9 protein-coding genes are annotated in these 13,400 nt (G+C 71.1%); 3 read left to right on the forward strand and 6 right to left on the reverse strand.

Annotated elements, in window-relative coordinates; genetic code table 11:
* Window positions 1-57: 57 nt before the first annotated feature.
* The gene (locus tag ACZ5C2_RS12905) at window positions 58-783 is read right to left on the reverse strand and encodes a glycoside hydrolase family 11 protein (RefSeq protein ID WP_468789492.1); all 726 of its coding nucleotides are present in this window, start codon (window positions 781-783) and stop codon (window positions 58-60) included.
* A gap of 500 nt (window positions 784-1,283) precedes the next feature.
* Here ACZ5C2_RS12905 and ACZ5C2_RS12910 point away from each other — a divergent pair, with 500 nt between their 5' ends.
* The 3 genes from ACZ5C2_RS12910 to ACZ5C2_RS12920 are packed head-to-tail and all read left to right on the forward strand — an operon-like array spanning window position 1,284 to window position 2,189.
* On the forward strand, window positions 1,284-1,655 hold the full coding sequence (locus tag ACZ5C2_RS12910) for a hypothetical protein (protein ID WP_468789494.1): 372 nt from the start codon (window positions 1,284-1,286) through the stop codon (window positions 1,653-1,655).
* On the forward strand, window positions 1,648-1,914 hold the full coding sequence (locus ACZ5C2_RS12915; RefSeq protein ID WP_468789496.1) for an FAD-dependent oxidoreductase: 267 nt from the start codon (window positions 1,648-1,650) through the stop codon (window positions 1,912-1,914). Before ACZ5C2_RS12910 ends, ACZ5C2_RS12915 begins: the two co-directional genes overlap by 8 nt.
* The gene (locus ACZ5C2_RS12920) at window positions 1,872-2,189 is read left to right on the forward strand and encodes an oxidoreductase C-terminal domain-containing protein (RefSeq protein WP_468789498.1); all 318 of its coding nucleotides are present in this window, start codon (window positions 1,872-1,874) and stop codon (window positions 2,187-2,189) included. Before ACZ5C2_RS12915 ends, ACZ5C2_RS12920 begins: the two co-directional genes overlap by 43 nt.
* Before the next feature lie 38 nt (window positions 2,190-2,227).
* Here ACZ5C2_RS12920 and ACZ5C2_RS12925 read toward each other — a convergent pair whose 3' ends face one another.
* The 5 genes from ACZ5C2_RS12925 to ACZ5C2_RS12945 all read right to left on the reverse strand — a co-directional run bounded on the left by ACZ5C2_RS12925 (window position 2,228) and on the right by ACZ5C2_RS12945 (window position 13,217).
* Window positions 2,228-3,520, reverse strand: a complete 1,293-nt coding sequence (locus ACZ5C2_RS12925; protein WP_468789500.1) for a TIGR02679 family protein — start codon at window positions 3,518-3,520, stop codon at window positions 2,228-2,230.
* Window positions 3,517-7,659 (reverse strand): TIGR02680 family protein, encoded by a 4,143-nt coding sequence (locus ACZ5C2_RS12930; protein ID WP_468789502.1) that lies wholly within the window; start codon window positions 7,657-7,659, stop codon window positions 3,517-3,519. The genes ACZ5C2_RS12925 and ACZ5C2_RS12930 overlap by 4 nt, the downstream gene beginning before the upstream one ends.
* A complete protein-coding gene (locus ACZ5C2_RS12935; protein WP_468789504.1) occupies window positions 7,656-9,002 on the reverse strand; it encodes a TIGR02678 family protein in 1,347 nt (448 codons plus the stop codon). The genes ACZ5C2_RS12930 and ACZ5C2_RS12935 overlap by 4 nt, the downstream gene beginning before the upstream one ends.
* Window positions 8,999-10,552 carry a TIGR02677 family protein gene (locus ACZ5C2_RS12940; protein ID WP_468789506.1) on the reverse strand — a complete coding sequence of 518 codons (1,554 nt, stop codon included), beginning with the start codon at window positions 10,550-10,552 and terminating at the stop codon, window positions 8,999-9,001. The genes ACZ5C2_RS12935 and ACZ5C2_RS12940 overlap by 4 nt, the downstream gene beginning before the upstream one ends.
* Window positions 10,553-10,940: 388 nt before the next feature.
* The gene (locus ACZ5C2_RS12945) at window positions 10,941-13,217 is read right to left on the reverse strand and encodes a GmrSD restriction endonuclease domain-containing protein (RefSeq protein ID WP_468789508.1); all 2,277 of its coding nucleotides are present in this window, start codon (window positions 13,215-13,217) and stop codon (window positions 10,941-10,943) included.
* Window positions 13,218-13,400 lie beyond the last annotated feature (183 nt).

Consider the following 13,400-nt stretch of genomic DNA (forward strand, 5'->3'; position numbering starts at 1 on the left):
GGCTGCGGGACCCGCCTCGCGAATGGGGCCCGCAGCCGGTTGTTCGCCGGACAGAGGTCAGCCGCTGACCGTGATGTTCGAACTGCCGCTGCTCTGGTAACCCTCGGTGGCCATGATCATGTAGTACCTGAACTGGCCCATGTTCATGCCCGCGCGCGCCCAGGCGTCGAAGTGGTTGCCGGTGGTGATGGTGCCGGAGCCGCTGGTCACCTTCGACTGCCGGACGCTCCAGTACTGGTCGAAGGTGCGGGTGCCCTCGACGGAGGGGGCGTTGTACCGCGTCGTCTTGTAGATGTCGTACGTGCCGCCGTCGCTGTGGACGGTGCCCCGGTACTCGCCGGTGGGCCGGTAGCTTCCCCAGTTGTCGACGATGTAGTACTCCACCAGCGGGTTCGAGGTCCAGCCGTAGAGGCAGCCGTAGCCGTTGCCCGACGGGTTGAAGTAGCCGTTGTAGCGGACCGTCCTGCGTCCGCCGGTGTTCCAGCCCTTGCCGGCAACGAAGTTGCCGCAGTTGGTCCACTGGGTGCTGTAGCTGCCGCCGCCGTTGAGCGTCATGGAGACGGAGCCGCCGCCGTCGGTCCAGAACGAGTAGTACATGCCGTCGTAGCCGGTCTGGTTGGTGGTGATGGTGGTGGCGGCGTGGGCGGTGCCGGGCAGCAGCAGTCCGGTCGCGGTAGCGAGGGCGACGGTGCCGGCGCCGCCGAGGAAGCCTCGTCGGCTCAAGCCGTTGAAGGGAGCGGGGTTCTGCTTGATCTGGTCCTGCTGCGTGCCGTCCTGCTGCATGCGTCCTCCCGATGAAGGCTGGTGGGGGCCGGGCGGCTTCTGCTGCCCGCGGCCTTGCATGGAACACGGCGGGGGTCACCCCTCGTCGTGCCGCAACGACCGACCGGCGTCCCCGGTCACCTGACGCGAGGGGAACGACGGTCTGCTGTCGTTCGATGGCCACAGTTTTCGTAGAGCGCCATGGGCCTGTCAACACTTTCGGCAACCTTTCGGAAATCTTCCCTTCACGAGAGGAGGCCTTGCCGGGCACATCTTTGCAGGTCAAGCCACCCCTTACGCGAACCGTTGCGAGCGACGGAATGAGATACGAGAGGGGCGGAACGCAAGCGAGTCCACGACTCTCGAAAGTTTCGATTGGTCGTGAACGCGACTCCGGCTGCCCTGCCACGGGTGACAACTGCGCGCGAGTGGCCTGGCCCGGGTCACGTGACCGCCCGGTTCGGCGAGGCCGAATTCAAGGCGACGACGCGGGCGCCGAGCCGTCAGGCGGGCTGGAGGTGATGGTGCAGAGGCGCTTGGTGGCCCGGGTCGGGGCCACGTACAAGTCCCTCTCCCCACCGGGGCGGGGCGTGGACCGGTACTACCTCTGGTGCACCTGTCTGTTCCTGACCCCCGCCAGCCGATCGGTGTACGGCAGCGCCCGCTCGGGTTGGCACCTGGAGGAGCAGCGGCTCGGCCGGCTGGGCAAGAGCCCGTGGAACCCGCACAACGACGTGCTCAGCGCGTGGGCGATATCAGCGGTCCTCTTCGCCGCGCTCACCGCCGCGTTCGGGGTGGAGGCGCTGCCGTACCTGGCGGTCCAGGCGGTGCTGGTCGCCGCCGGCATGCGGCCCGACACCGCCGGCCGCCCGGGCGGGCCTGGACGTGGGTGACGGCATACTCGTCGACGCCCTGGGCACGACCAGCGATCCGCGCGTCTTCGCGGCAGGGGACGTGGCCCTGTATCCCGACCCGGTCCTTGGCCGACGGCTGCGCGTGGAGCAGTGGAACCACGCCCAGCAGCAGGGCGCCGCAGTCGCGAGGAACATGCTCGGCGCCGGGACGCCCCTCACCGCGGTGCCCTGGTCGTGGACGGCCAGTACGGCGTCATGCTGCAGATCGCCGGTCACTGCTCCGGCGCCGACTCCCTGACGCTGCAGGGCGACATCGCCCGTTTCGGCTTCTCCGCCCCGGCGACCGCGAACGGACGCCCCGTGGGAGCCGTGGCAGCCGGCCGACCCCATGACTTCCGTCCCCTACGGACGGTCCTCGACCACGTGGACGACAGCCCGTCCCCGGCCGCCGGGCTCCCACGGGCGGTCACGCACGCCCCTCTCGCGGGCGGACAAACAACCCGCCATGCCCTACGGCCTGGACGAGCGGAGCCGGACGTCCCGCAACCCGGATCACACGCTGCCGCCGGGTGACGCTCTTCGGCCGCGGGCACCCGAGCGTCAAAGGAGCGTCACGACCAGCCAGGGCGACTCCGCTGCTGAGCCGCACCAGCGAGATCTTTCAACAACACTTCCGCCACCAGTTCCTCGACCACGGCGACGCCGTGCTCCGCCATGGCCTCGGCCAGGTCGAGATCCCAGGGCGCTTCGGTGATGCGTCCCGGCTGAGGACCGCGTGGGTTGAGGGCAACCGCGGCACGATAGTCCGCTGCCGTCATGCGCCAGGGACGCGCCATCGTCTTGTCCAGGACGTAGGCGGCGATGCGGACGCCCTCTCCGTCGAAGTCGCCGTGGTAGCGAAGAGCCGCGCCGTGCTCCGCAAGCATGCGCAGGAACTGGATGGCGGCGCTGTTGGGCCAGCCGGACGTGCAGACGAGCGGCGGGCAGCAGGGCCCGAAGCGGCGTAGGGCCAGTGCCAGGACGCTGGGGTTCTCCACGACGTGGACGACGGGTACAGAAGCCTCGGAAAGGATGAACTCGCCCGGATACCGGACGTGGGCGAGGGTCAGACAGGCGGCCTGGCCGGCCTCCGCGCACGCCGTGGCCACCCGGGCGAGCAGTCCGTCACCGGCCGGGCGAAGACCGCCGACGAGGACGGTGGCGGACAGCTCGTCGTCGGCGACTCCCGCGCGGGTCCACAGGGCGCGCCGCTGCGCGGCGGACTGCGGAGGGACGGTGTCGTACAGGGTCGCCAGGGCGCGCAGGACGAGTGCCGACAGGGGCGTGCCGTCGTCGAGTGCGTGCGTCTGGCCGCCCAGGACCCGGGCGGCGAAGACGGGCAGGGGTTCTGCCTGGCCGGGCAGTTCGGCGAGCACCTTGAGCGCGTCCGTGAGCAGCGTACGGGTGTGCTCCACCGAGCCGGCGACCACGCCGGCTGCCCGGCAGGCGGCAGCCCAGTCGGAGAGCGCAGGCTGGGCCCTCACCGTCTCGTGCTCGGCCAGCCAGGTCCACAGCCCGGCCCGCTCGTCCCTCTGGCGGCGCCGCTCGCCGGCTCTGTCGCCGAGAGGGCCGACCAGTTCGCTGACGATGTCTCGTACTGTGCGGCCGGAGAGTTCGGTGACGGCCTCCTCCAGGCGGGTCAGGGGGACGGAGGGACGTGCGTCCGGCAGACGGTCGAGGCCCAGGAGGTCGGCGAGCGCCTCGCGCTGGGTGTCGTCGAGCGGTCCGAGGCGCACCCGTGTGACGGGGCGGCCGGAGGAGAGGCGGCTGTGGAGCGTGTCCCAGAGGGGGCGGAGTTCGGGGCGGCGCAGGGTGGCCTCGCCCGGGGCCGGTTCCGTGGGGATCGTCGCTTCGGTGCTGGTCATTCCACCTCCAGGTCGACGCCGTTCCAGACGAAGCGGGCGCTGGTGACCGCGTCGTCGTCCCCGCCGGTGAGGAGTTGGTGGACGGCGATGCCGGGCAGTTCGCCGTAGGTGCACCATTCGTGGTCCGAGGTGACCATGAGGTCCAGGTCGAGGGCGGTGAGCAGCACGAAGACCTGTCCGCGGTTGACCGTGTCGACTCCGACGAAGACCTCGTCCAGCAGGATCAGCCGGGGTGCCAGGGGCACGGCCTCGTAGTGGGCGGCGACGGCGGCGAAGAGGGGCAGGTGCAGTGCGATGGCCTTCTCTCCGCCGGAGAGCGCGCCGTGCAGCTTCTTGGTCAGCGGCTGCCAGCCGGTCCCGTTCGCCCGGTCGAGGCGGACGGTGAAGCGGTGCCAGGCGGTGTAGTCGAGCACCGCACCGAGCTGTTCCTCCCAGCTCGCGGCCGTCTCACTGCCCTTGGCCTCCTCGATGCGGGCGCGGAAGAAGACGTGCAGCGCTTCCCGGTCGCTCTCGGTGACCCGGCCGGGGTCCTTGAGCAGCAGCTGACGGGCGGTGCGGGTGCTGTCCGGAAGGTCCGGGCGGACGTCCCAGACGAGTTGGACGGCGACGTTGGAGGCGGTGCGGACCCGCTCCAGGTGCCCGTTCATGCGGTCGACGAGTTCGCCGGCCTGGCGGATGCGGGCCGCGAGGTGGCGGCGGATGTCGCCGGTGAGGATCTGGTCGAACAGGTGCCGTTCGGCGGCCGTGATGTCGTCCCGGCTGCGGTCCCGCTCCTGGGTGAGCGTGCTGAGCAGGCCCGTCGCCCCCACGCGTACGCCGTCCAGGGTGGCGGTGAAGAGCTGGATGTCGTCGTCCGGTTCCAGATCCAGGTCGGCACGGGTACCGAGGCGCTGGCGGGCCTCGTGGACCGCTTCGGACAGGCGGGTCGCGGCGTCGCCCAGGTTGCGTGGGGCGTGCGGGAGGTCCGGCCACTTCGCCGCTGTGGCGCGGGCGGCCTCCAGGGTGACCTTGGTGCCGTCCCCGGCGTCGAGTGCCGGTGGGATGCCGGCGTCCTCGGCCAGCCCGGCCAGACACAGGTGCCGGAACCGGCGCGCCGCTGCGTCCCTGGTCGCGACGGCCTGTTCCCGTCGTTCGGCGTCCTGGCCGCTGGTGGCACGCAGTTCTCCGACCTGTCCTTCCAGGCGCAGCAGGAGTTCGGCGGCCCGGCCGGCCTCCTCACGGCAGCGGCGCAGCTCGGCGCGCGCCTCGGCGAGGCGTGCGACGATCTGCCGGTAATCCGCGCCGACGGTGGCTTCCACTGCCTCCAGGCGCGCTTTCAGCCCCGTTGCCTCCGCTTCGGTCGCGGCCGCTTCCTCGGCGCGTTCCTCTGCGGTCCGGCGCGATCGGTCCGCCTGGGCGGCCCGCTGGCGGGCCCGGTCGGTGGCGGCGATCGCGGCGAGCCGGGCGTCCACCCAACTGTCGGCGGTGTCCCGGAACCTGTCGATGGCGTCGGAGAGCGTACGCAACCGGGCACGGTCGGTGGGCAGTCCGTGTTCGGCGGCTCGGCGGTCGAGTGTGCGCAGAGCGACCGCCACCTCCCTCTCGCACCGCGCCAGCCGTCCGGCGACGTCGCGCACGGCGTCGTCCCGGGCCGCCACGGTGTCCTCCGCGCGGTCCCGGTCACGCCGCCGGGCGTCGAGTTCCCGGTGGTCGGGTCGGGCGGCGCGGTCGGCGTCCAGCCGGGCGTGGCGAGCGGCGAGGCCGCGCAGCCGGTCGTCGAGTGCGGCGAGGGAGGCGTTCGTCTCGCCGATACGGTCGGTCAGTTCGCCGATCATGCGCTGCCGGGCGCGCTGACGTGCCAGGGCGCCGATGTGGGCCGGCTCCGGTTTGCTCCAGGTGCCGGTGGCGAGCGCGAGACGCCAGGCGCCGTCGGCGGAGACGGCCGCGGGGTGCCCGCCCGGCAGAGTGGGGCCGTAGGCGATGCCTGCGAGGATGCGGGTCACGGTGTCGGCCGGGACGGGGATGTCCTCCTCGGGCCTCAGCACTTCCAGCAGGCTGGGCTCCGGGGCGGTCGCGGCCAGGGCGGCCTCGGCGCGCGTGTCGTGACCCGGCAGCGTGATTCCGTCGTAGGGACTGACCCAGGCGTCCAGGAGACCCGACGCCTCCAGTGCGGCCTCCACCGCGGACTGAACGGAGAGCGGGACCCCTTCCCGGAAAGCGACCGATCGCCACAGGGGCGCTCCCGCCGTCGCCGTACGGACGGCGGTGCGGGTGGGCGGGGGCGCAGGCGGCAGGTCGGTTTCACCGCTCAGCCGTCGTAGCCGCTCCTCCAGTCGGCTCCGCTCGTCCCGCAGACCCTGGCGTGCGGCCCGGGTGGTGGCCTCCGCCGTGGCGATCTCCTGTTCCAGCGGGCGTGCGGCGGCTTCGGTCAGGGCCGTCACCTCGGCCTCCGCCACTGCTGTGGCAGCAAGTTGGTCGAGGTCGGTGATGCGTAGTTCCGTGCAGTCCCCGGCCCAGGCGAGCAGGCGTTCCACCTGTGCGGCGAGGGCGTCGTCCCAGGCGGCGGAGGCCTCGTCCCGCCGGGCGATCGCCTCCGCGAGACGGGTGCGGGCCTCGTCCAGCAGTTCCTCGGCAGCACCCCGGTCGCGTACGGCGCGATCGTGCTCGTCGATCGCCTCGGTGACGAGGGTGACCTGCTGCCGTCGGGCGGTGTCCGCACCGCGCACCAGTCGACGGGCCTGTCGCGCTTCGTTCCCGGCCGTCGTGCGCGGGACGCCGCCCTGGTCGCGTCCCGGGGTGCGGGGGAGAACCACCGCGGGCTCCGCCGCGTCGAGGACTGTCCTCACCTCGTGGTGGATGGACTCCAGCCCTGCTGCCCGAGCCGCCCGGTGTGCTTCCCCGGCGGCTTCGCGCGCGTGCTCGCCCAGTGTGCGGGCGTGGTCCGCCGCCTCCTCGGCGTGCCGCTGGTCCTCCTCCGACCGGACCTGACCGGCCTGAGCGGCGGATCGCTGCCTCCCGGCGGCGGCTGCCACGTCTTCGACGCGGCGGCGGAGCCGGTCGAGTTCCTCGCCCTGCCGGTACGCGTCACTCTCTCGCAGGCCCTCGACGGTCTCGTCCAGCGCGTGCGCGCGCAACTCCAGTTCCCTGCGCCGGGCCTGGGTCGACCGGCGTTCCGCCAGCGCCTGTTCGAGTTCCTCGGCGCTCTGGCGGGCGACGCGGGTGAGGTTGTCCAGCTCGGTCGTGGCCGAGATGAGCGCGGCGGAACCCGCGCGCAGGACCCGCCGCGCGTAGGCACGCTGCCGGGACGCGACGGTCTCGGCGGCCGTCACCTCGTCGTCCAGCCGCTTGAGGTGTTCGCGCTGCCGGTCGAGCCGCTCGAAGCCCTCGGCGAGTTCGGCGATCTCCGCCTCGCCCAGCGGGGGCAGGGCACGGGACAGCAGGGTGGAGAGCAGGGACGGGTCGAGCCGCTCCGACAGTTTGGGCTGACGCAGCTGGAGCAGCGCGGACAGCAGCGACTCGTAGCGTTGCTCCCCCATCCCCGCGAAGAGTTCACGCCGTACGGCCGTGCGATAGTCGGTGGCCGAGGCATGGACGTCGCCTCGGTCGCGCAGGGCTTCGGCGAGGGCGGCGCGGGTCAGTGGCTGTCCCGCGTCGTTGACGAGGAGCACACCGCCAGGGTGGGCGATTCTGGAGCCGGTGGTGAAGTAGTCGGCGTGCACCGTGCTGGTGTGCACGCTGGCCTGCAGGCGTGCCCCGCAGCCGAACCACCGCTCGGTGCCGTCGTCACCGACGCGGCGGAACTCCATCCACACGTAGCCGACGCGGGTCTTGCCGGAGGCGCCCTCGCCCAGCAGGTTCCAGTGCATGGTGCGTTCCGAACCGCCGAACGTGGACAGGCGGTTGGGGCGGAGACTGGCGTCGAAGAGGAACGGCAGCAGTAGTTCCAGGGCCTTGGACTTGCCGGAGCCGTTCTGGCCGCGGAGCAGCAGGCGGCCCTGGTGGAAGGTGAACGTCTCGTCGTAGTAGCGCCAGACGTTGAGGATGCCGGCGCGGTGGGGCTGCCAGCGGCTGCCGGCGGCGTCCGCCGCTCGGGCGGCCCCTGCCGGAGCCGATTCGGTGGGCTCCGACCGCCGGGGGAAGGGAAGCTCTGTCACGCTCACTGCTCGTCTCCTTCTTCCGCGTCGCCCTCGGCAGCCGTGCCGCCTGCGGCCCGGGGGGAGGCGGCGTCCCCTCCCGGTTCGGGCTTGTCGTCCCGGTTCGGGCTCGTCGTCTCCGTCAGGCGGTAGCGGTATGCGGCAGGGCACGCGACGACACGCCCCCCGGTACGGTGGGCCAGGCCGACGTCACGCAGTACGCGTACGGCGTCGTCGGACAGCTGAGCCGCACCGTCCTCGGACTGGTACGCCCTGGCCCACCGCGGGAAGCGGCGCAACAGGTCCGCGCCGGCCTCGGCGACCTGCTCGGGCAGCAGTCCGCTGGGCGCGGCGCACAGCGGCTCCAGGAGGAGCAGCGCGGCGACCCGGGCGGTGGACGTGTCGTCGGGGAAGCGGACATCGGTGGCGAGGCCGTCCGGGTCCACGAGCAGGAAGCCCTCGGCTCGTTCCTCCAGGAGGAAGCCGGCCTGCTCGACCGAGCGGCGCAGGATCTGGCGTCCGGTCAGGGAGGTGACGTACGCCAGCTCGTCGTCGGTGAGGTCCGTCCGGTACAGCACGGGGTCGTCGAAGAGGCGGCGCAGCACCGAGTGGCGCAGCCTCAGGTTGCGTTGCGCGTCCGTGGCGGCCCGCTCGCCGTGCACCTCGTCCGCCGTGCCGTCGGCGACCACGCCGCCGTAACGGCGCTCGCGCACCAGACCGGCGAGGAGTTCCCCGAACCGCGCGGGCACCTCGTCCGGGGGTACGGCGAGCCGGGAGGCGCCGACGGGCGCGGCGGGCAGCCGCATCAGCAGTGTGGTGTCCACCCGGTAGAGGACCTTCGCCTCGGCGGACTCGACGTACGCCTCGGTGGTCCCGTCGACGGCGCGCAGCACGTCGTAGGACTCCAGCAGTTTCAGGACGTCGACGAACGCCATCCGCTCCGGCTTGTGCACCGGGTCGAACGCGGCCAGCGCCCGGTCGGCCGACGTGGCCTGCACGACCCGGTCGGCGAGCATGCCGATGGTCGTCATCGGCATGGACAGCAGCTCGGCGGCGGTCACGCACAGCAGCACGTAACGCCGGCGGTCGAACGGGGCCCGGCCGGAACGCGCCCGGCGGGCCGGCCGGGAGCCGTCCGGGTCGGCGCGGACCTTGGTGAGGCGGGCGTAGCCGCGGCGCGGTTCCACCACCAGGCTCCAGCCGCAGGTGTAGTCGAACCACTGGGCCAGCGGCTCGCGACGGCGGCGTACCAGTTCGAAGCCGGCCGGGTCGGTGACCTCGGTCAGCAGGGGCCGGGCCAGCAGGAGACGGATGGCGCGGGCGACCTGCTCCCGCTCCGCTGCCGCGAGTTGGTTGGCGAGGGTGCTCATCCGGCTGCCTCCCGCCGCGCGGCGCCCGGCCGTGGGAGAGGGCTCGCTGTGCCGGGCGCTGTGATGAATACGAGGTAGTCCGGTCCGGCGAGTGTGCCCTTCGTCGTGCGCAGTACGGCGGTGCGGTCGTCGGGAGGTGGGGACAGCGCGATCTCCACCCGGCCGTCCCCCGTCGTGGCGCGCCGCGAGCCGGTCGTGTCCGGCCGGGCGGCCAGGGCCCGGCCCACCAGGTCGAGCAGTCGCTCGAAGGCGGCGGGATCCAGGGTGCCGAAGGAGGACAGGCGCACGGGTCCGTCCGTCTCCAACGCCTGCCAGGCACGCGCGAGTTCCGCCCGCTCCGCGCGGGCCCGCTCCGCGCGCTCGGCCCTGACCGCCGCTACGTCCCGCACCCTGGCCGTGCGCGTGAAGCGCTCCGTCCGTCCGCTGGTCCGCAACAGCGCCGACACCTCCACGGGCGGGGCCTCGGACCAGGAACGGGAGGACGGGATCAACTCCGGGTCCGGGTGGGCGAGGTGGGCGTGGCGCGCCGGGCCGAGTCCGAAGGCGGCCGACCACAGCCGGTGCAGGTCCTCCTCCGCCGGGGCGGCGGCGAACCAGCGCGCCAGCTCCCGGAAGTCCTGTACGGCGCTGGAGGAGCGGCGCCGTGACTCGTTGATCCGCTCCAGGACCTGCAGCAGCGAGACGATGGCGCGCCGGGCGATGTCGTGCAGCTGCTCGATCCGGGGGCGTGCCCCGTCGTCCGGCAGGAACCAGGCCCGCAGGCCCGCCCAGCGCGCCCGCCTGCTCTCCAGCCAGTCGGCCGCGGGGTCCTCACCGGCGACCGGGGGGAGTTCGGCCCCCCGCAGGGCGCGCTCGCGCAGCACGGCGGTCCCCCGCTCCTCCACCCGGGCCACGGCGGCGGCGACCGACTGTCCGCGCCGGTCGAGGTTGACCAGGAACTCCTGCAGATAGGCGACGGTGGCGGCCTTGACCTCGCGGAAGACCTCCAGGTCCGCGCCCTCGGCGCGCAGGAGGCGCTGCAGTTCGCCGTTGAACGCCTTGGTGTTCTCCACCAGGGCTTCCAGATGTGCCTCCAGCTCGCGCAGCGTGCTGAAGATCCGCCGGTCGGCGGAGGCGGGTTCGCCGGACAGCAGGCACAGCTCGTCCAGCCGGTCGGCGATGGCCTCCAGTACGGCGGTCTGCAGCGCACCCGTGGAAGCCAGCACCTCGAGCGCGTGCCGCACTCCGGCGAGGGCCGCCTCACCCCGGCGGGTCAGCGAGTACTGGAGGTTGCGCCGCTCGTACTCCTCGGCCGTGCGGTAGTTCTCCGCGTGGTTGTGCACGACGTCGAGGAGCTCCCACTTCACGAGCCGGGCGAGCGCGTCGTGCAGTTCCCCGTCGTCGACGTCCGCCACCCAGCCCACCGGGCGCAGTCGCTCGCGCACCGCGTCGGCCCCCAGCGTGGTTTCGAGGTGCTCGCCGGCCACCCCGAAGGCGTCCAGCACCGCCCCGTACAGGTCGGCCTTCTCCCCCGTCGTGAACCGGAACATCTCCGGTGGCACCCTGCGCACGCCTGTCGTCCCTCCCCACCGCCCCGGCGGCATCGGCGATCTCCACCGTAGAGGGCGGCACCGACATCACGGGCCGTGTCACGGAAGAGGGGTGTGCGCCCCGGTCTGCCGGGGAATGGACGGTGACCGGCCTCCCGCGGGCCCGGGTGGTGGTCTAGCGTGGCCGTGGACACCGGTTCCGCCCGATTGTGAGGCCCTTCGTGCACATCGCGCCCCTGAGCCCCGACGACCCTGGCGAGCTGGGCGGATACGAACTGCTCGGCCGGATCGGGCAGGGCGGGATGGGCAGCGATTTCCCAAGGCTCTCGGCAGCGACCGGACCGTGGTCCAAACCAGGGACAGGCCCGAGGTTACTCCCCTACGGTCGGAAGGTCGGCCATAGGGACACTCATCCCCAGTGCTCCGCCTGGTAGCGCAGGAGGTCATCGCCGTGGAGTTGCTTGGTGGCGTTGCCGACCCGGACCCAGAAGTCGGTGGCGCCGTTGCCGCCCTTGGCGGGCTTGGCGAACACAGGCTTACCTGCCGCAGCAACGCTGATCTGGCAGACGACATTGCCGGAAATCTCGGGGAAGCGTACGCGGACGGTGGTCGCTGTCGGGGCCGACAGGCTGCTGTCGAGGAGTTGGCGTACGAAGAGCTCATACCCGTCGACGCTGGCCTGGGACTCCAACGTGGTGAGGTCGTTCTCGATGCCGAGGACGGTTCCGTCGTCGGCGACACCGATGAACAGGTTTCCGCCCTCGCCGTTGAGGAAGCCGCAGACGGCCTTGACGATATTGTGCCGTAGGGACTTGTCGGCCTGCTGGGTGTGCACGTTCCAGCGAGCGCTGGCCTTGAACTCGGTGCCCTGGGACTCGCCGGCGGCGATCATGTCGGCCGGGGTGGTCGGGACGTACGCGGGGCGTTCCCCTGTGAGGGTCTCGAACGCTTCCCGCACCACCTTGGCGATGAGCTGGCGTCGCCGTTCCAGGAAGGTGAAATAGTCGAGCTGCTGCCAGCCGACCGGGAGTGCGTGCCACCGCACCTGCTGCTCGAGCACCACCGGGTCCATCTCGTCCGTGATTCTCGGCCAGTAATCATGCGGTGCGTCGGTGTTGGACAGCTCGTCTGCCGGCCACGTCACGTAGGCCATGTTGGCGATGGCATTGACTTGGCGTCGGTCGGTGATACCCAGTCCGGCGAGCGTCTTGCGGTTGAACAGGTTGTCCCGGTCGACAGCCTTGGCGGGTTGGACTGAAGGGTCCAGCAGATCACGGATTCGCTGGTTGCCAAAGAGCATTTCGGCGTCAAGGATGTTGAGCGCCGCCTGGTAGGCGAACAGCACCGGTGAACGCGGCGAGGATGTGTCCAGCCGGTTCGGCAGTGAGATGTCCCAGTAGTCGCCGGTGAAGTTCGCTGCGATGATCCGGTCGAGTTCCGCGGTGAAGGCTCGGCCGTCACCTGGCGGCAGATTACCGATCCGTCCCAGGTCGAACTCCATCTGGGACTCCGGCGAGTTGGAGTACCGACCGGTGGTGTGCGCCATGAAGAACCACCGTCCGATCGTGGGACGGAGTTCATCGGCCGCCAGACCGAAGTCGTGGCGTCCGATCAGCCAGATCGCGTAGCTGTACAGCAGGGCGTTGTCGGAGGTGATCATCTTGCGACTGCGAAAGCCGGCCGCCGTGACGCACTGGAAGAACTCATGCCAGCTGGCCAGGTCCAGGACCTTTGTGTGTGCTTGGGCGAGCCGGTCGAACTGCTCCTGCCGTCGAGCGGCGGTGACCTTGCCGGTTTCGAGGTCCTTTCCTCGCAGGACGCTATAGACGTGCTGCAGCCGGGCGCGCCGGAAGGCAACAGCGACGGCTACGCGCAGCAGTTGGTCCGGGCTGGGGTCCAGGAAGGCGTTTCGAGGGCTTGGACCCGGGGGTCCTGCGACCACCGCACCACGACTGAAGTCTTCGAGCTGGCGGCGGCCCTTCTCCCAATGCACTGACATCAGGGTGAGGATGAAGTCGGACTGGTTGAGCTTCACCCCTTCGGAGTTGATGCGCACAAAGATGTCGGCGACCTGCTCCTCGCTGGCCGAGGCACCCAGCTCCACAACCTGGAAGCGGAACTCATGCAGGTCCCGGACCCTGTCTACCCGTTCTTCGAGCTCATCCTTGGCAGCGTCCGACAGGGGTTGGCCGCTGGCCTGTTCGAGCCGTTGGAAGAACTGCCGGACGGTGGGCTTGTAACCACCTTGCGCCCAGAGCGCGGTGATGTCCGGAATGAAGTGGGCGTTACGCTCGATCGCCGCGTCCGAGACCTCGAACATCTGGTCTTCCGGGTGGAACGCGATGCGAACGTTGATCTCGTCGAAGGACTTAGTGACGATCTTGTGTCCGGTGAGGACAGCGAACAAGGCCGTGAGCCGCTGCTGCCCGTCAACGACCAACAACTGCGGCGCCCGATCACCGACTTCCGTCCCGATCTGCCGCGTCCCCACCTCAGCACCGGTCTCCCAAAACATCAGGGTGCCGATCGGGTAGCCGCGATACATCGAGTCAAAGAGATCGCGGGTCTTTGCCGCAGACCAGACGAAGGGGCGTTGAATGTCTGGTAATCCGATACGACCGCCTTCGATGTTCTCGATCAGGTGTCGGAGCGTGTAGCCAGTGTCGCGGTACAGAGTGGGTGGCACAGCCGAGAACTCCTGACGTCTGGGGGCAACTGGTAGGCGGAAGCGGTCATGGCGTGGGAACAGCATCAGGTTAGCCTGCGTCACCCTGACCGAGCAGCGCTGTCCGGGGATGCGGCTGGCCGACTCGCTCGCCTCCGGAGGCTCCGCCGGGTCAGCAGCTCAGACAGCAGTTCCGTGGATGTT

Source organism: Streptomyces sp. NPDC031365, from assembly GCF_055569765.1.